At 55.3% G+C, this 16,201-nt stretch carries 19 protein-coding genes; 17 read left to right on the forward strand and 2 right to left on the reverse strand.

All coding sequences use genetic code 11. From position 1 onward, the window contains the following. Positions 1–2 precede the first annotated feature (2 nt). The 8 genes from HYU99_03410 to HYU99_03445 all read left to right on the forward strand — a co-directional run bounded on the left by HYU99_03410 (position 3) and on the right by HYU99_03445 (position 7,744). Complete coding sequence (locus HYU99_03410) at positions 3–794, forward strand: hypothetical protein (GenBank protein ID MBI2339405.1); 792 nt, start codon at positions 3–5, stop codon at positions 792–794. 84 nt (positions 795–878) lie between these two features. Next, positions 879–1,109 carry a hypothetical protein gene (locus tag HYU99_03415; protein MBI2339406.1) on the forward strand — a complete coding sequence of 77 codons (231 nt, stop codon included), beginning with the start codon at positions 879–881 and terminating at the stop codon, positions 1,107–1,109. Further along, positions 1,106–1,525 (forward strand): PIN domain-containing protein, encoded by a 420-nt coding sequence (locus tag HYU99_03420; protein ID MBI2339407.1) that lies wholly within the window; start codon positions 1,106–1,108, stop codon positions 1,523–1,525. Before HYU99_03415 ends, HYU99_03420 begins: the two co-directional genes overlap by 4 nt. 255 nt (positions 1,526–1,780) lie before the next feature. Further along, positions 1,781–1,996, forward strand: a complete 216-nt coding sequence (locus HYU99_03425) for an AbrB/MazE/SpoVT family DNA-binding domain-containing protein (protein MBI2339408.1) — start codon at positions 1,781–1,783, stop codon at positions 1,994–1,996. Continuing rightward, positions 1,993–2,361, forward strand: coding sequence for a type II toxin-antitoxin system VapC family toxin (locus HYU99_03430; protein ID MBI2339409.1), 369 nt, complete (start codon positions 1,993–1,995; stop codon positions 2,359–2,361). The genes HYU99_03425 and HYU99_03430 overlap by 4 nt, the downstream gene beginning before the upstream one ends. Positions 2,362–2,489: 128 nt before the next feature. After that, positions 2,490–7,040 (forward strand): 1-acyl-sn-glycerol-3-phosphate acyltransferase, encoded by a 4,551-nt coding sequence (locus HYU99_03435; protein MBI2339410.1) that lies wholly within the window; start codon positions 2,490–2,492, stop codon positions 7,038–7,040. A 44-nt stretch (positions 7,041–7,084) separates the two neighbouring features. After that, a complete protein-coding gene (locus HYU99_03440) occupies positions 7,085–7,312 on the forward strand; it encodes an AbrB/MazE/SpoVT family DNA-binding domain-containing protein (GenBank protein MBI2339411.1) in 228 nt (75 codons plus the stop codon). A gap of 9 nt (positions 7,313–7,321) precedes the next feature. Then, complete coding sequence (locus HYU99_03445; protein MBI2339412.1) at positions 7,322–7,744, forward strand: type II toxin-antitoxin system death-on-curing family toxin; 423 nt, start codon at positions 7,322–7,324, stop codon at positions 7,742–7,744. Between the two features lie 92 nt (positions 7,745–7,836). Here HYU99_03445 and HYU99_03450 read toward each other — a convergent pair whose 3' ends face one another. Together HYU99_03450 and HYU99_03455 are read right to left on the reverse strand one after the other, a co-directional pair. Next, positions 7,837–8,241 carry a type II toxin-antitoxin system VapC family toxin gene (locus HYU99_03450; protein MBI2339413.1) on the reverse strand — a complete coding sequence of 135 codons (405 nt, stop codon included), beginning with the start codon at positions 8,239–8,241 and terminating at the stop codon, positions 7,837–7,839. Next, on the reverse strand, positions 8,225–8,494 hold the full coding sequence (locus tag HYU99_03455) for a type II toxin-antitoxin system Phd/YefM family antitoxin (GenBank protein MBI2339414.1): 270 nt from the start codon (positions 8,492–8,494) through the stop codon (positions 8,225–8,227). Before HYU99_03455 ends, HYU99_03450 begins: the two co-directional genes overlap by 17 nt. Positions 8,495–8,602: 108 nt before the next feature. Between HYU99_03455 and HYU99_03460 the strand changes: the two genes are divergently transcribed. The 9 genes from HYU99_03460 to pnp all read left to right on the forward strand — a co-directional run bounded on the left by HYU99_03460 (position 8,603) and on the right by pnp (position 16,187). Next, positions 8,603–9,223 (forward strand): riboflavin synthase, encoded by a 621-nt coding sequence (locus HYU99_03460; protein ID MBI2339415.1) that lies wholly within the window; start codon positions 8,603–8,605, stop codon positions 9,221–9,223. A gap of 7 nt (positions 9,224–9,230) precedes the next feature. After that, positions 9,231–10,457 carry a bifunctional 3,4-dihydroxy-2-butanone-4-phosphate synthase/GTP cyclohydrolase II gene (locus HYU99_03465; GenBank protein MBI2339416.1) on the forward strand — a complete coding sequence of 409 codons (1,227 nt, stop codon included), beginning with the start codon at positions 9,231–9,233 and terminating at the stop codon, positions 10,455–10,457. Positions 10,458–10,567: 110 nt separating this feature from the next. Beyond that, complete coding sequence (locus HYU99_03470; GenBank protein MBI2339417.1) at positions 10,568–11,062, forward strand: 6,7-dimethyl-8-ribityllumazine synthase; 495 nt, start codon at positions 10,568–10,570, stop codon at positions 11,060–11,062. 67 nt (positions 11,063–11,129) lie between these two features. After that, entirely contained in the window at positions 11,130–11,531 is a 402-nt protein-coding gene (nusB, locus tag HYU99_03475) for a transcription antitermination factor NusB (GenBank protein ID MBI2339418.1), read from the forward strand. After that, on the forward strand, positions 11,528–12,061 hold the full coding sequence (locus tag HYU99_03480; protein MBI2339419.1) for a hypothetical protein: 534 nt from the start codon (positions 11,528–11,530) through the stop codon (positions 12,059–12,061). The genes nusB and HYU99_03480 overlap by 4 nt, the downstream gene beginning before the upstream one ends. Next, on the forward strand, positions 12,062–12,679 hold the full coding sequence (locus tag HYU99_03485; GenBank protein MBI2339420.1) for an RNA polymerase sigma factor: 618 nt from the start codon (positions 12,062–12,064) through the stop codon (positions 12,677–12,679). Between the two features lie 30 nt (positions 12,680–12,709). Beyond that, positions 12,710–13,636: a hypothetical protein gene (locus HYU99_03490; GenBank protein MBI2339421.1), complete on the forward strand. Its 927-nt coding sequence runs from the start codon at positions 12,710–12,712 to the stop codon at positions 13,634–13,636. Between the two features lie 28 nt (positions 13,637–13,664). Further along, positions 13,665–13,934, forward strand: coding sequence for a 30S ribosomal protein S15 (rpsO, locus tag HYU99_03495; GenBank protein MBI2339422.1), 270 nt, complete (start codon positions 13,665–13,667; stop codon positions 13,932–13,934). A 168-nt stretch (positions 13,935–14,102) separates the two neighbouring features. After that, entirely contained in the window at positions 14,103–16,187 is a 2,085-nt protein-coding gene (pnp, locus tag HYU99_03500; protein ID MBI2339423.1) for a polyribonucleotide nucleotidyltransferase, read from the forward strand. The last annotated feature ends 14 nt before the right edge of the window (positions 16,188–16,201 follow it).

A 16,201-nucleotide genomic window follows, 5' to 3' on the forward strand; every position in this document is an offset into this window, starting at 1 on the left:
TTATGGGAGACACACGACCCCCTGTTATTTATTTTGATCCCGTGGACAAGAATCTCTTTGAAGAATGCGGGGCCATTTTTCCAAGCGATCAGAAACCGGGGACGCTCAAACCGGATAATTTCGATGTCACGAATCTTCGTCCGGAACTGCGGAAGCTGTACGCGGGGGAAAATCCTTATTCTTTTTTTGTGCAGGAATTCCGAACGGGAGGGGGTCACGTCAGCCGGGAACGGATGGAGGAGCTGGCCCCAATCTGCCGCGATCCCGAGGCCTACCTCGATGGAAAGAAAGGGTTCCCATGCTACTGGTTAGAAGAAAAAACCGGTTTTCCGGGGTGGGTCTGCGAGGCAGGCGCTTGGACGGTGGGAGGGGCGGTGGTCGCCGAAGGGGTGCGAAGAGGGATCAAATATGTCCGCCAAAAGCCCGGTGGCGGGGATCCTCCCACGGAACCGCCGGCCGGTTCGGCTCCGGCGGGAGAACCGGCTCCTGCGGGTGCTCCTCAAGGAGATGGGCCAGCCGTGGTCCCTCCCGAGGCGCCGCCGGTTGAGGGGGATCAACAGGCCGAATGGTCGGTTCCTTCCATCGACTGGGCGACCGCCGGCTACATCGCGCTCGGCACGGGGCTTGCTGTGGGGGCGGTGGTGCTTTTTTGCATCCCTTTTGACGGTCCATTTGGCGAGGGGGCGGCGGGGGCCGGATCGATCGCCAGCTTTACCGCCGCCGCGGCGCGGCTGGGACTTTTTTCCTCCCCGATGACGGCCCCTGTGTTGGCCTACGCCCGTACCCTGCGATAATTTATCTCGCAATTCACCCTGCTCGCCGACGCCGTTTGATTAGGTTGACAATTTGGAATATATATTCTATTATTTGGAATAATTATGAAAACAACCTTGATGATCGACAACTTTCTTTTCAAGGAGGCGCGGAAGGAGGCCGTTAAAACGGGGCGTTCCCTAAGCGAGACAATCAGCCTGTGGGCACGGGCCGGGCATGCGGCGATGTCCCGCGGGAAAAAAAGACCCCCCGTGTTAAAAACCGTCGACCTCGGAGGGCCGGCCGCCATCGACATCAACTCCCGCAGAAACTGGATGGATGCGCTCGATTCATGATCGCCCTCGACACCAATGTCATCATTCATCTTCTGGTCCGCTCGCAGGCGGAGCATCCGCGGGCCAAGGCATGGTTTGGGCAAAATGACGAACCATTGGCCACCACGTCAACCAATGTGGGGGAGGTCTTGCGCCTTTTGTCGCATCCGCGGGTCTTTTTGGCCCCTTTAACGCTCGCAAAGGCCGTCGATCTTTTGAAAAGTTTCGTGGAAGACCGGGAGATTTCTGTTCTCGATGAGGCCGAGGCCTGGTGGTCCGATCTGGGCGAGCTTGCCCGGGAACTGCCGACGGTGGCCGGCAATGAGGTCTTCGATGCCCGCATTGCCCTCTGCCTCCGTCACCACGGGGTACGGCATATCTGCACCCTCGATGACGATTTTTTAAAATATCCTTTTTTGAAACAGGTGAAGATTTAATCCGGCAGGAAAGCCCCACGATTGCTTTTACTACTCTCCCATTTTTTATTAAAAAAACCACGCAACTTTTCTTGAAAAGACCGGGAGGTCACACAGTGTCTGCCGAAGGCAAGAGGGCTAGGCCCAGGCCTTTAGGCCGGGGAGATTCACTTGTGGGCGCCGAGGCCGTTTTACGGATTAAATAAATGTTTGACAAAAAATTATTTCGTAATACAATAAAGTCAGCATAATAAATCTGTATTTCTTTTTTAAGTTATGACATACACTTCGGTTTCTCCCAAATTTCAGGTGGTCATCCCCAAGGCAATACGGCAAAGGGTTGCCATGCGCCCCAGACAAAAACTGATGGTCATGGAAAAGAGGGGGATTATCCACCTGATCCCCGAGACGCCCCTTGTCCAAATGAAGGGCCTGTTCAAGGGGCGGGGCCTGACCACGGCCAATCTGCGTGAAAAAAAGGATCGGCTATGAAGGTCGTGGTCGATTCTTCCGGATGGATCGAGTTTTTTGCCGGTCTCCCCAAGGCGGACAAGTTCGCCAAATACCTGCTCGGGTCTCATTCTCTTTTTATTCCCGCCGTGGTCATTTACGAAGTCTACCGGAAAACGAAAAAAGAACTGGGCGAAGAGGAGGCAATCATGTGCATGGGCCAGATGCAAAAAGGAACCATTGTCCCCTTCGATTCGGATATGGCCCTTTATGCGGCCGATTTGTCCCTGCAACACGGATTGCCGATGGCCGACTCGCAGGTCTACGCCGCGGCCCTTTTCCATCAGGCCCAACTGGTGACCTCCGATAACGACTTCCGGGGCCTTCCGGGGGTGGTGTTGATCTGAACGCCTTTTTTACTATCCCCCCATTTTTTTATTAAAAAAACCACGCAACTTTTCTTGAAAAAATCCGATAAGACGTGTAAGGAACCCGAAATTTTGGCCCAAAATTTTTCCGCCGGGAGACCGATTCCATGGCCGATATCCGAATTCCAAATGGTTTGCCGACAAGTCCTCCCGAAAAACCTGCTGTCCCCGATACGTCTGCCGGCGTGAATAAGTCCGATGCCGTTGAGCGGGGGGGCAACGGAGGAAACGGCAACGGCGATTCTTTTGTTCAGGGGGAAATACCCCCTGTATGGATGAGGGCAGGCGCCGAGCCTCCGAGTCGAATCGTGGCAAGGGTTTTTGCCGGTTTGCCGGCGCCGGAAACACCGCCTGAAACTGTAACGCGCCCTGTGGCGCCCGTTGTGTCGCCGCTGGTTCAAGAAATGGCCGATCGATGGGGGACAGATACGACGGTTGTTCATCAAGCTCTCGAACGATTTTCCCGCCTGGTTGGGAATGGACCGGAAGATCTTCCAAGCCACAGCCGTTTGACAAGCGTGCAAATGGGTTTTTGGTTTGCCTTTGCGATTGCCGATCTTCTGGTCCAAATCGTGAAAGGAAAAGTCAAAGGGGATATTCGTCTGGAAGACTTCAACCGACTTCTTCCTGTCGTATCGAGTTACATCATGCGGGCCTCCGGCTGGTCGCCGAATATCGATCCAACAAGTCTTTCAGCAATCACGCGGGCCATCCTTCGTTCTCGTCTGGAGAATCGCCCCCTGCTTATAACCAACACCCACGAGAGCTGGACCGATATTACCGCAATTGCGAGTTTGTTTCGGGGTCTGCCGAACCGGTTTGTCTACAAAAAAGAGTTGGAATTGGTGCCGGGCCTCGGGTTCGTATTGATTTTTGCCGATATGACCCCTGTTGCGCGCCCGCCCAAAAAACCGGAAGAGGCTGACTTTGTGAATAAGAAGGGATTCATGAATTGGAATAAATATGAAAATGCCCTGGCAAAATATGAAAGAGCGCTTGCCGGGGCAATTGCCGAGATGGAGGCCACTGCTGAAAAAATCACCCGCTTGGGAACCATCAGCATCGATTTTACGCCGGGAACCAGAAGCCGGGCCGGGGCCGGTGTGGGAGTGGCCAAAAAAGGTTTTGCCAATCTGTTGATCGATCTGGATGCCGTCGGTTTGGTTCTGAACGTTGAAGGGACCTCGCAGATTATGCCGGTCAGTTGGGGAAAATTTCTCGCCACGGAAGGGGCCGGGACCAACCGGCGTGTCGATGTCCGGGCGGTGGATATTTACCACGAGGATTATAAACCAGCGGAAGGGCTGTCCGAAGGCGACCAACGCAAAGCCCACGTGCAGGCCATACGCGATGCGGCCGAGGCCATCCAGGTCCGGAATGGAATTGCCATTATCGACGATTGGCGTCGGTCGGCTTCTTCTCTGGGAGAGGTGGCTGAACCGGCTCAGCCGGTTGAACCGGTTCAACCGGCCAATCGGGAACGGGTCCAGCTGGACGAACTGTTGGACCACTTTGTGGATGCCTTTCGCCTGATCGATACCCACGATGAAAAAGGATTGCGGACATGGTGTGAAAAAGGGCGTGTGGCTGTCGATTATGTTCGGGCCTTACGGGAATGGATTCCCACAGCGGAACTTAAGGCCCTGTATATGCGTTATCCGGACGAGACCGACTTGCCTTGGCTCCTTGAGATAGCCACCCCCCTTTCCGACCCTTTTGGCAAAAACAAAGAGGCCCCTGTCGAGGCGCGTCGGGCCCGGGATCTGGTGAATCAATATCTCGATGCCTCGCGGGAGGCCTTTTTGCAGTTGCGGCTCGAACCGGAAAATTTCAATTCCTGGGCCGAGGATCATGGTATTGACGCCGCCTCTGTCCGCTTGCTTGCAGAGAGCCTCCCTCCCGAAGAGATCGATGGTGTTTTTGCGAGAGCCGGCCATGTTTTGTACAGACCGCTTAAGGGGGGGCAACGGTACGAAGATGCTGATAGAACCTGGCAGACCATGCGCACCCAGAGATTCGGCAAATGGCTTGTCGGTAATCTTCTTTCCCGATCCGGCAGAAAATTATTGACACCGTGGAAAAGCCCCGTGCCGGGGAGACCGCAAATCGGGCAACGGGAGGCGCCCGGGGAACCTCCCGGTTTCGAACGTCTCGCCCACGCCTACGATTCCGTTTATGCCCCTGAATACGAAAGGACACGGGCGCTTATCGAAGATCAATTGCAGTTGCAGTCGGACGATTTTAAAAGGAAATGGGACAGGTTTTTTAAGGAGGCACGATCCCTCCAATCGGGCTACCGGGAGCATTTCCGGGCATTTGTCGACAATTTTTTTGGAAGAGAACTGCCTTCAGCGGAGCCGGTCAGTCAGGCGAGCGATCGCCTTCACCGGGCCATCGTGGCAAGCCCTCTCCTTGACTTTCTGCCCGCAACACAGCGCATCGAGACGTTTTATCTGATGCAGGCACAAAGTGACTATGACGCCCTTCACGTTCCCGGCGAAAGGGGAGAGGCTTATCTGCGGGCTCGCGCCCATTTTTATGGGCTGTTGGGAAAGATTGCTTCTTTGAGGATCAAGGATAAGATTGCCGACAATCTTAAAACCGATCCCCGCCGGGCCGGTTTTAAATCACTGCCGAGATATCTGTTTTATGCCCCCTGGAATATCGCCCTTCGAAACCGCGCTGAACGGGTGGTTCTTGTGTGTGAGGCGCTTGCCCGCGGTGTCGCGCTTGACCGGTTGCTGGAAGAGATTCAAGGGCAGATCAAAGCCCATCAAGAAACCAACAAGTGGCTGAAGCGTCATATGCCGGTGCAATATGCCAAGGAAAAGCAACGGCAACTTCAGGCCCGGCGTCACCATTTGGGGTATCTTGTCAAAAAATATGGGGCTGACTCGGACCTCAATGAGGTGTTGAACGAGTTAATCGGTGATGAATTCCAACCGCTTCCCGAACAGGAGAATCTTACCTTTGAAAAATTATTGAAAGGCGATTCAAATTTGAGGGGGGCCCGGGATGGTTATGAAGAAGCTTACGACCAATGGGTAGCCGCTTCCCGAGTCGACTTTGACCGCTTTGCCCCGCAAGTTTTTGAAACCGAGAAAGTGCTTTTTCGTTTTACCTTGGAATTACACCGCCTCGATGCTGTTTTACAGACGGCTCGTTATGCCGATTTGATGCAACAGGCACGAGAGTATGGAGGAGTGAGCCGGGAGCATGAGAAAAGGTTTGCGCAGGCCATGGGGGCCTATCGTTTGGCCATGGACGAGTATTTTGCGAACGCCGAGGCCATAGCCAACTTGGCTCCGGAGGGGAAGGAGCCCCAGCGAAAAACAAAGGAAACGAAGGTTTTGAGGGAGGCGTGGCTTGCCTTGCAATGGGTTGTTGCCGACATCTATAAAGAGATTGAACATCCTCATGCCGGGAGGCTGGAACCATTTTCGGCCATGTTTGTGAATCAGGCGCCCTATTTGAATAACGTGGCTTCCGGAGAACAGGAGGGGATTAAGCCTTTCTTTGAGGCGATTACCTTCGACAAGAGCCTTCAGGCCTGGATGGAGACCGTTCTGGGGGGACGCGATCCGCGGCGGGTTGCCCAGGTTATCGGGGAATTTGGATTGGATGCCCTCGCGCGGAGCCAAGATGATGTGGTAATCATGGGCGGAGCCGTTTTGGCAGGATTGGTGGGGCAGTCATCGGGGGCCGCCCTGGCCGAAGGGGGCTTTCATCTTCTCACCGAAGCCCAGGCAAGGGATTACGGTTTTGTCCCCCGAACCGTGGTGTACGATGCCAATCATGTCGGATATAACGATCTTCAACTGGTTGCTTTAAAATATGGAGTTGGGTTGGGGCAATCGGCACAGGCCTACGAGAAGAAAAATTTTGAGCAGTTTCCTACCCTCGGTACGGCCTTTGTGTATGGGGATGGGGTGGGATTCGAAAGGGATCGCGATGGGAGTGAAGGATTGCAAAGGGCGCTGGCCAATGCCCACGATCGCGGTGTGTCGCCGTTTGTTTTCGGCTCCGGAACCATGAGGGTCTTGGCCGAAATGCTTCCTCTTTCGGACGAACCGATAGCCCTTTTTGCTCCCCGGCCTTCCATCGTGGGGGGTAATCGGGCCGAAGCGGCTTTGATGGCCCGCAGGGTAGGCACCGTCCTTGTTCATGTCTGGCAGGCACATCCCCAATCGGTTCATCCCGATATCGGCTTATCGGGTGGTTTATGGGCGAAAAATGTCATCGAACCCTACGGCCTTCTTCCGGGGGTTCCTCTGGGGGGGACGGCGGTTCTGTCCTATGGTTCTCCTTTCCCGGGAGAGGCCTTCCCCGGCACTGCCGATGAATTACACGCACGCCTTGGTGTTGAAGGAGCAAGGCCTAAACAGGAGGGGAATGGGGAGGTGCGTCGCTACATGGCCGCCTGGACCGAGATGGGTAAAGTAGGGGCCTATTTCAACTGGCTTGCCTCGGAGGCGGCGCCACTGAACACGGTTGCCGGTTTGGGCGTTTCCGCCCCGGCCCTTTCCCCGGTTAGTCCGGGCATCGCCGGTGTCGCCGGTGTCGCGGGCGCCGCCGCAACTGTCGCTTCCGTGGCGGTTCCATTAGCCCCCGCTGTTCCCCTTGTAGCAATGCCGCCGGTAGCCGTGCCGGCGGTGTAGGTCCCTTGACAATCCTCAATTTTATGTACTAACATTGGTATAACATGGAAACCGTTAAACCGGTCAGCAAAATCGGCAACAGTTACGGAATCATTATTCCCTCCGGTATGCTTAAAGAAATGGGACTGAAAGGCAAAAATAAAGTCCGCCTGGTAAGCGGCGGAGGTTTTATCCAGATCGAACCGGCGGAAGGGCGCGAAGACAAAATCATGAAGGCCGCGGCCAAATACGTCAAAAAATACCGCCTCGATTTCCGGAAACTGGCCCGTTAATAAATCCCCATGATACCGGTCACCTATCTCACAGCCGAAGAGATTCTGGCTTTGCACGAAATTTCCATCAACGAGTTCGGGGGATCTCGCGGCATCCGTGATGTGGGATTGCTGGAATCGGCCGCTTATCAGCCCCGGCAAGGTTTTGGCGGTGTTGAGCTTTATCCCGAAATCCGGGATAAGGCCTCGGCCCTTGGCTATTCCATCTCTGAAAATCAGCCCTTTATCGACGGCAACAAGAGGACTGCCGCCTTAAGCATGCTGGTATTCCTGGATATCAATGGCTATCAGGTTTCGGTTCCCAGGGGGGCCATCCATCAAATCATGGTGAAAGTGGCCAACAAGAGGTGCTCCCGGCAAGAATTGGCTGACTGGTTGAAGAAAAACTCCAAACCGGTTAAGGGTTCCCGCCGAGCGCCGACCGAAGGGTGACAGGGCAGAGGGATCATGACATTGCACAGGTTTCAGCCGCCCCATCGGCCCGGTCATCAATGATGGTCCGGTAATAGCGGAAGGGTCGATTTTCAGGCCAACAGCCGGCTTATTTTAAGCGGCGCGATTTTTCGATGCGCCGTTTCGTCGAACGTCAGCCAGATCCCCTTGAGCATTTTGGCCAGAGCGACATAGGAGGCGTCGTAACCGGACAGCCCCATCCGTTGATACTTTCGCGTCAGATCAAAAAGTTCCCCGGTCATCGAAAAACGCCGGAGGGCCAGGACAAGCACCTGGTCCATCAGTTTCAACTGGCCTTCATTGGGGACGGGAACAAGCCGGTTGAAGGCATTGGCCAGTTCAAAATAAAAAAGCTCGGGGACGGCGTGAGTTTGGGGGGATTCGAGGATGTTTTGAAGGATTTCCAGCGCCGATTCGCGCCCTTTTTCCTCGACAAACCATTTGATGGCCACCGAGGCGTCAATGATTGGAACCATAACGGATCTCGCGCAGGACTTTCAGGGAGTCGACAGGAGAGCGGGTGGCCGACAACCGGGCCAGCTTGAGAATTTCGTCCCTTTTTTCTTTTTCCCGGTAGTCGATAAAACGTTCCTTGAACGCTTTCAGGGAAAGCAGTACGGCAACCGGCGCCCTTCCTTTTTCAATCAAAAGGGGTTCGTCCTTCTTCTTCAGCCGCCTTAAAATCTTCCCGAACGACTGGCGGATTTGAAGGGCGTTGACCGTATCCATGTATCAAGTGTATATAAATGTGTATAGACACGTCAATATAAATTTGCCGGGCCGCCTCCATTGACTTTGGCGGCCCGACCGCGGTACACCCTGTAATCATTACTTCTTATGTTTACAGGCATCGTTCAAGGCACCGGCAAGGTGGTTTCCTTCCACGGCGGGAAAAAAGGGGGAAAACTCACCATCACCGGCGGCATTTTGCCTCATGGACTTAGAACGGGAGAAAGCGTCGCCGTGGACGGCTGTTGTCTCACCGTGGTCGGCCATCGGCGAAAATCGCTGGTTTTCGATGTCTCGGACGAGACCGTCCGAAAGACCAAAATCAGATCGTACCGCCACGGAACCGTCGTCAACCTCGAACGGGCGTTAAAATCCTCGGACCGGCTGGGGGGGCATTTCGTTCTCGGCCATGTGGACGGGGTGGGGCGCGTCGAGCGGATCAAAAAAAATCCCGGTTCGCTGGCGGTCACTATTTCCCATCCAAAAAAACTGGCCCCCTTCCTGATCGAAAAAGGGTCGGTGGCGGTGGACGGCATCAGCCTGACCGCCACGCGGCTGGCCGCATCTCTTGCGGGGCGAAACCGGTTTAGGGTAACCATTATTCCGCACACAAAAAAGGTCACGAATATGGGCTGTCTCAAAAGAGGGGATTTGGTAAACTTGGAAATGGATATGCTGGGGAAATATGTGGGGCGCTTGATTTTGGGGAATAAGTCCTATAGGACTTAGAGGACGTATGGGACCTGTTAAAATCTTAAACGAATCCTACTTCCGCGTCGAGCGGGCCCTGCAGGATCTGTCCGCAGGCCGGATGGTTATCCTCGTGGATGACGAAGACCGCGAAAACGAGGGAGATCTGGTTATTTCCGCCGAAAAGGTCACGCCGGAAGCCATCAACTTCATGTCCAAAAATGGGCGGGGGCTTGTCTGTCTGGCGCTGACCGAAGATAAGGTGAAGGCGATCGGCCTTCCGATGATGGTCACCGACAACGAAAGCCGGTTTCAGACCGGCTTTACCGTCTCCATCGAGGCGCGCGAGGGAGTGACCACCGGCATCTCGGCGCACGACCGCGCCCATACGATTCTTACGGCGGTCAGGGACGACTGCAAACCGGCCGATCTGGTCCGCCCCGGGCACGTTTTCCCATTAAGGGCGCGAAACGGCGGGGTGCTGGTCCGAAGCGGCCAGACCGAGGGTTCGGTGGATCTGACCCGTCTCGCGGGGTTGAAGCCGTCTGCGGTCATCTGCGAGATTCTCAAGGAAGATGGAACGATGGCGCGCCTCCCCGACCTCGAAAATTTCGCCGCGGAGCACGATCTCATCATCGTCTCCATCGCCGACATCATCAAATTCCGTAAACGATATGAGACGCTGGTTCATCTGGAGGCCGAGGCGAATGTCCCCACCGACTTCGGAACCTTCCGCGTCCGCGTTTTTTCCAGCGACGTGGACGACCGTCATCATGTGGCCTTGAGCCGGGGAGAAATCAATCCCGAGGAGCCGACGCTGGTGCGTGTCCATTCGGAATGTCTCTCGGGCGATGTGTTCGGCTCGCTTCGGTGCGACTGCGGCCCCCAACTGCATGCGGCCCTGCGGATGATTTCGGAGGCGGGGAAAGGGGTTTTGCTTTACATCCGTCAGGAGGGGAGGGGGATCGGATTCATCAACAAGCTCAAGGCCTATGCCCTTCAGGAAAAGGGGCTCGATACGGTGGAGGCCAACGAGCAGTTGGGCTTCAAGGCCGATCTGCGTGAGTACGGCATCGGGGCGCAGATTCTGTCGTCGGTGGGCCTGAAAAAAATCCGCCTGATGACCAACAATCCAAAAAAGATCATCGGCCTCGAGGGATACGGCCTCGAAATTGTCGAACGGGTGCCCATTGAAATGGCGCCGTCGGACCACAACATGCTTTATTTGAGGACGAAGCGGGAGAAGATGGGGCATTTGTTGAAGAAGGTTTAATGGTGGATAGTGGATGGTGGATAGTGGATGGTGGATAGTGGATGGTAAAAACCATTCACCATTCACCATTCACCATTCACCAAGCATGATTATTGAGGCAAGCATCGCGAATCCGGGTTGGCGTCAAAAAAGGCAAGAAGCCCCGCGTGGCAATCATCGCCAGCCGTTTCAACCCTGACATTTGCGAGGGGTTGCTGAAAGGGGCGAGGGAGGCGCTGAAGGAGGCGGGGTTTGGCGAGGCGGACTATGATGTTTTTCGCGTACCTGGGGCGTTTGAAATTCCGCTGGCGGCTCGCCGCGTGGCGGCTTGCCGCGTGGCGCCAAAAAAGCGCTCTGCCGCCAAAAAATATCGCGGCATTATCTGTCTGGGGGCGGTCATCCGTGGCGAGACGCCCCATTTTGAGTATATATGCCGCGCTGTGACCGATGGAACGGCGCGCGTTGCGCTTTCTGCCGGTATCCCGATGGCGTTTGGTGTCCTGACAGCCAATACGATCGATCAGGCGATGGCCCGGTCGAGAGCCGACGAATACAACAAGGGGCGCGAGGCGGCGGTGACGGTGTTGGAGATGGTGGATCTTTTAGAATCGATAAAGCGTGGATAGTGGATAGTGGATAGTGGATGGTAAAAAACCATTCACCATTCACCATTCACCATTCACTGTAGTTGAAGTGGGAACCAGGCGCAAAGCACGGGAACATTGTCTTCAGATTCTCTTCCAGATCGAGTTTGCGGGGGGAAAACCGAACGAGGTGTTGAACCAATTCTGGAAGGAGAATGCCGCCTCCGAAGAGGTGCGGGTGTTTACGGAGGAACTGGTCTTCGGCGCTGTCCGCAATCAAAAGGAAATCGACGGGCTCGTTGAGGCCCATTCCACCAACTGGAAGCTTTCGCGGATGGCCTCGGTCGACCGGAATCTGCTCCGGCAGGCGACGTTTGAGCTCCGTTACTGTGACGCCATCCCCGCCAGCGTCACGATCAACGAGGCGGTGGAGATCGCCAAAAAATACGGCACGGAAGAGAGTTCGGCGTTTATCAACGGGATATTGGATAAGATTGCGAAGGAAAAATGACACTCCACATCAAATTCACCTCCAAACCGTTCGACAAAATCGAAACGCGGTGCGCCGCGATGACGGTCTATTCCGATTTCCGTCCGCTAAAGGGGGTTTCGTCGCTGGTCGACTGGCGGCTGAACGGCCGGCTCTCGCAGGTTTTAAAGACCAACCGGTTTCAGGGAAATTTCGGCGAGTGCCTCCTCATGCCGGCCGAAAGGCGCATACGGGCGCAGACCATTCTGGTGATGGGGCTGGGGCCGCGCGGGGTTTTCAACGAGTCGCATGTCGGGGCGACCACGCAACTGCTTCTGGAAAAAATGGCGCAGAAAAAGATCGGCGACTTCCTGGTCTCCTATTCCGATTTCATCGCCGACCGGTTCGAGTGGCGGAACGGCGTGAGACTGCTCGTCTCGAAACTGCACGATTTTTCAGAAATCGGGGCGGTCACCCTGTGCGAACCGGACGACTGCGTCCGCGACGCCAAGAGGCGGCATATGGATTTTGGGGGGAATGTGGATGTCGCCTTTGAGATGATGGGTTCATGAGTGTCTACCAAACTGCGAGTTCTTGGCAATGACGAAGCGGCTTCTGACGAGGCATTGATGGCCTCCTACCAGAAAGGGGACCTGCATGCCTTTGAGGTTTTGCTCACCCGCCATCAAAAGGGAATTTATAATTTTCTTTACCGGTTTTTGGGGCACAATCAGAACACGGAGGAGGCCTTTCAGGAGGTTTTTGAGAGGGTGATCCGCGGGGCCTCCTCCTATGCCCCCACGGCGCGGTTTTCCACCTGGCTTTATACCATCGCGAGAAACTACTGCATCGATCTGTCCCGAAAGGGGCGTTTCAGAAAAACCGTTTCGCTGGACGACGCGCCCTCTGAAGAGAAGGCTCTCCCCTTGAGTGAACGGGTCGTCTCCGCAGAGCCGAATCCCGACGAAATAGTCTCTGCCTCCAATCTGGAACAAAAACTGGAAGAGGCCCTGGCCCGGATCAACCCCGATCAGCGGGAGGTGTTCCTCCTGCGCGAAAGGCAGGGGCTTCCTTTCGAGGAGATCGCTCAAATCGTGGAGGTTTCGGTCAATACGGTAAAAAGCCGGATGCGGTATGCCCTTTCGGCCCTTCAAAATGAGTTTAAAAAATTGGGGATAACAGATCATTAAGGAAATTCATGCGTTGAATAAGGGGTGACAATGGACTGCCCGAAGATTCAAGACAATCTGCTCGATATCATCTACGAAGAGGCCTCTTCCGCTGTCCGCGAAAAGGTAGAGGCCCATTTGACCTCATGCCGGGCCTGCCGAGAGGAGATAAATCAACTCATTGAAATAAGGTCAGTTTTCAGCAAACTCCCCGATTGTGAGCCGGCTTCTCGTCTTGTGAGCAATGTCATGGCTTTGGCCCGGTATACCCCCGGCACCGGCCCTGCCGGCAAGGCCCGTTACCCGTTACTTGTTACTCGTCACTCGTCACTCGTTGGGCGGTTTTTGGATGCTTTTTTTGTTCTCCGTCCGGTCCCCTTGATGGTTGCGGCGTCGATGATTTTGGCGGTAACCCTCCTTTTTAATTCAAGGGCCCCTTTGCAGTCTCCTTCCTATTCCTCCCTTCCCGATCATGATTTGTTTGTCGTCAACGAGGCGGCCCTTCGGGAGCGGGTGCTGGAAAATCCTTTTGAAATCGAAAACCCCGCCTTCGATCTGAAATATAGGGATCCTTCGGGCAGGATGCAGGCGGTTTCTCCCGGCTTCAACATGGAAATTCTTGACGATGGGGCTTCTCTTGCAGGCATCGAGAAGATTCTGATGGAGAGGCGAAAGATGCTTGTGGAGGCCGACGCCGACAGCCTGATGATGCGCGGAAGGCGCCTGAAGGCGATGGGGAGGGTCGATATGGCCCTCAAGGATTTTGAGACGATCTACCGTTTTTATCCCGACTACACCTACATCGGCGATGTCCTTATCTATCGCGCGCAGTGCCATGCCGTTTTGGGGGAGTACGACAGGGCCCTCGAAGGCCTCGATGTCTATTCCGCCAAATTCCCGGAGAAGGCCTCTTTTGTCCGGTCGATAATCGAACAGGTCGAAGGCCGGAAGACAAAAGAAAAACCTCCTTTACAATAAAGAAAACGGTGTGTTAAAAGCGTCGGCCATGCCTTTATACGGACCCCGAAAACAGGAAGTGATCGCGCATTACCGGCGGGACGAAAAAGACACCGGTTCGCCCGAAATTCAAATCGCCCTGCTCACCCGGAAAATCGGCGATCTGACAAAACACTTCGAGGCGCACAAGAAAGACCACGCTAGCCGTCGGGGCCTCCTTAAAATGGTGGGGCAGAGGCGGAGGCTTTTGCGGTATTTGCAGAAAAGCCGGAAGGATCGTTATTCAAAACTGATTGAGGAGCTTGGAATCCGGAAGTAGCGAAGATTCAGGGCATGATTGAAACGGGCGTGAACTGATAATTTAGTCGGTCCCGTAGGGGCGTACAGCCGTACGCCCGTACTGAACAGCCTAGATTATCAGTCCGAAAAAGCGCCCGGCTTTTCTCCCTTGAGTTTTCCTCTTTCAATTTTCAGGCCTGATCCATTTATGTCAACACGTGTATCCACGCAACTGGGCGGGCGGGAGATTTCAATTGAAACAGGAAAACTGGCGCGGCAGGCGGGGGGTTCCGTCACGGTGCAGGCCGGCGACACGATTGTCCTTGTCACCGCGACCGGATCGGCCGAACCGAAGAAGGTCGATTTTCTCCCTCTGACGGTCGATTTCATCGAAAAAACCTTTGCCGCGGGCAAAATTCCCGGCGGATTTTTCAAGAGGGAGGGGAGACCGTCGGAATTCGCCACACTGATTTCCCGTTTTATCGACCGGCCGATCCGCCCCCTTTTTCCCGAAGGGTATCGTTACGAAACGCAGGTGATCGCCACGGTCCTCTCGGTGGACCCGGTCAACGACCCCGATACGCTGGCGATCATCGGCGCCTCGACGGCCCTCTGCATTTCGGATGTCCCCTTTGTAACGCCGGTGGCGGGATGCCGCGTCGGCAGGGTTGATGGAAAATTTGTCATCAATCCGGCCGCCCCCGACATGGAAAAAAGCGACATCGATCTCATCATCGCCGCCACCGAGTCCGCCGTGGTGATGGTGGAAGGGGGAGGGGACGAGGTGCCTGAAAAAGACCTGGTCGACGCCATCCAGTTTGCGCATGAGTCCCTGCAGGCGGTGATCCGGATTCAAAAAGAGTTGATGTCAAAGGTGGGAAAACCGAAGCGGGAGGTTGCAGAGCCGGTCAAAGACGAAACGATCTTGAAAGCCCTTAAAGGGGTGGAAAAAAAGGTGCGCGAGGCGATCACCATCAAGGCAAAACAGAAACGCTACGACGCCTTGGCCGGCATCAAGGATGAACTGGAGGCCTCGTTGATCAAGGAGGACGATCCGGATGGGGAGACGAAGAAAACTCTGTTGGACAATGAATACGAGGAACTCAAAAGCCGGATCATGCGCGGGATGATTTTGTCGGAATCCAAACGGATCGACGGAAGAGGCTTGAAAGAGATTCGCCCCATCACGGCGGAGGTGGCGGTTCTGCCGCGGACGCATGGTTCCGGCCTCTTCACCCGCGGCGAGACGCAGGCAATGGTCGTGGCCACGCTGGGAAGCTCCGAGGACGAGCAGATCATCGATTCGATCATGGGCGATGCCAGCAAGACCTTCATGCTTCACTACAATTTCCCCCCCTTTTCGGTGGGGGAGGTGAAGCCGCTCCGTTCGCCGGGGCGCCGCGAGATCGGCCACGGGGCGCTGGCCGAACGTTCGATTGTCCGCATGCTCCCCCCGCACGAAAAATTTCCCTACACCATCCGGGTTGTCTCCGAAATTCTCGAATCGAACGGTTCTTCTTCCATGGCCACCGTCTGTGGGGCCTCGCTTTCGCTGATGGACGCGGGCGTTCCGATCAAGGCCCCGGTGGCGGGGATTGCGATGGGGCTGATCAAAGAAGACGACCGCGTGGCGGTCCTCTCCGATATTCTGGGGGACGAAGATCACCTGGGGGACATGGATTTCAAGGTGGCGGGGACCGAAAAAGGGGTGACCGCTTTTCAGATGGACATCAAAATTTCCGGACTGACGGTGGAGCTGATGACAAAGGCGCTTGCGCAGGCGCGCGAGGGGCGTCTGCATATTTTGGGAAAAATGAGCGAGGCGATTGCCGAGCCGCGCACCTCGCTGTCCAAGCATGCGCCGAAAATCGTCTCGATGGTTGTCGCCAAGGACAGGATCAGGGATGTCATCGGTAGCGGCGGAAAAAATATCCGCGGCATCATCGAGGCCACGGGATGCAAAATCGACATCGAAGACGACGGGACGGTGAAAATCTTCTCCTCGGATGACGCGGCGATCCAGCAGGCGATGAAGATGGTGAAGGAGTTGACGGCCGAGGCGGAGATTGGGCAGATCTACGAGGGGACGGTGAGAAAGATCATGGACTTCGGGGCCTTCGTGGAAATTCTCCCCAAGACCGACGGCCTTGTCCACATCTCGGAGCTTTCGCAGGAGCGGGTCCGCCGTGTGGAAGACGTGGTCCGCGAGGGGGACCGCGTGACGGTGAAATGCATCGGGATCGATGACCGCGGCAAGATCCGGCTTTCGATGAAACAGGCGCCGAAGGAATAACCATTTCTCAAACA

The organism is Deltaproteobacteria bacterium, assembly GCA_016183175.1.
Taxonomy (GTDB): domain Bacteria; phylum UBA10199; class UBA10199; order UBA10199; family SBBF01; genus JACPFC01.

What these genes read in the sequence shown, in the direction of transcription:
- HYU99_03410 (MBI2339405.1), top strand. Translation starts at nt 3, where the DNA reads ATGGGAGACACACGACCCCCTGTTATTTATTTTGATCCCGTGGACAAG.
- HYU99_03415 (MBI2339406.1), top strand. Translation starts at nt 879, where the DNA reads ATGAAAACAACCTTGATGATCGACAACTTTCTTTTCAAGGAGGCGCGG.
- HYU99_03420 (MBI2339407.1), top strand. Translation starts at nt 1,106, where the DNA reads ATGATCGCCCTCGACACCAATGTCATCATTCATCTTCTGGTCCGCTCG.
- HYU99_03425 (MBI2339408.1), top strand. Translation starts at nt 1,781, where the DNA reads ATGACATACACTTCGGTTTCTCCCAAATTTCAGGTGGTCATCCCCAAG.
- HYU99_03430 (MBI2339409.1), top strand. Translation starts at nt 1,993, where the DNA reads ATGAAGGTCGTGGTCGATTCTTCCGGATGGATCGAGTTTTTTGCCGGT.
- HYU99_03435 (MBI2339410.1), top strand. Translation starts at nt 2,490, where the DNA reads ATGGCCGATATCCGAATTCCAAATGGTTTGCCGACAAGTCCTCCCGAA.
- HYU99_03440 (MBI2339411.1), top strand. Translation starts at nt 7,085, where the DNA reads ATGGAAACCGTTAAACCGGTCAGCAAAATCGGCAACAGTTACGGAATC.
- HYU99_03445 (MBI2339412.1), top strand. Translation starts at nt 7,322, where the DNA reads ATGATACCGGTCACCTATCTCACAGCCGAAGAGATTCTGGCTTTGCAC.
- HYU99_03450 (MBI2339413.1), bottom strand. Translation starts at nt 8,241, where the DNA reads ATGGTTCCAATCATTGACGCCTCGGTGGCCATCAAATGGTTTGTCGAG.
- HYU99_03455 (MBI2339414.1), bottom strand. Translation starts at nt 8,494, where the DNA reads ATGGATACGGTCAACGCCCTTCAAATCCGCCAGTCGTTCGGGAAGATT.
- HYU99_03460 (MBI2339415.1), top strand. Translation starts at nt 8,603, where the DNA reads ATGTTTACAGGCATCGTTCAAGGCACCGGCAAGGTGGTTTCCTTCCAC.
- HYU99_03465 (MBI2339416.1), top strand. Translation starts at nt 9,231, where the DNA reads ATGGGACCTGTTAAAATCTTAAACGAATCCTACTTCCGCGTCGAGCGG.
- HYU99_03480 (MBI2339419.1), top strand. Translation starts at nt 11,528, where the DNA reads ATGACACTCCACATCAAATTCACCTCCAAACCGTTCGACAAAATCGAA.
- HYU99_03490 (MBI2339421.1), top strand. Translation starts at nt 12,710, where the DNA reads ATGGACTGCCCGAAGATTCAAGACAATCTGCTCGATATCATCTACGAA.
- rpsO (MBI2339422.1), top strand. Translation starts at nt 13,665, where the DNA reads ATGCCTTTATACGGACCCCGAAAACAGGAAGTGATCGCGCATTACCGG.
- pnp (MBI2339423.1), top strand. Translation starts at nt 14,103, where the DNA reads ATGTCAACACGTGTATCCACGCAACTGGGCGGGCGGGAGATTTCAATT.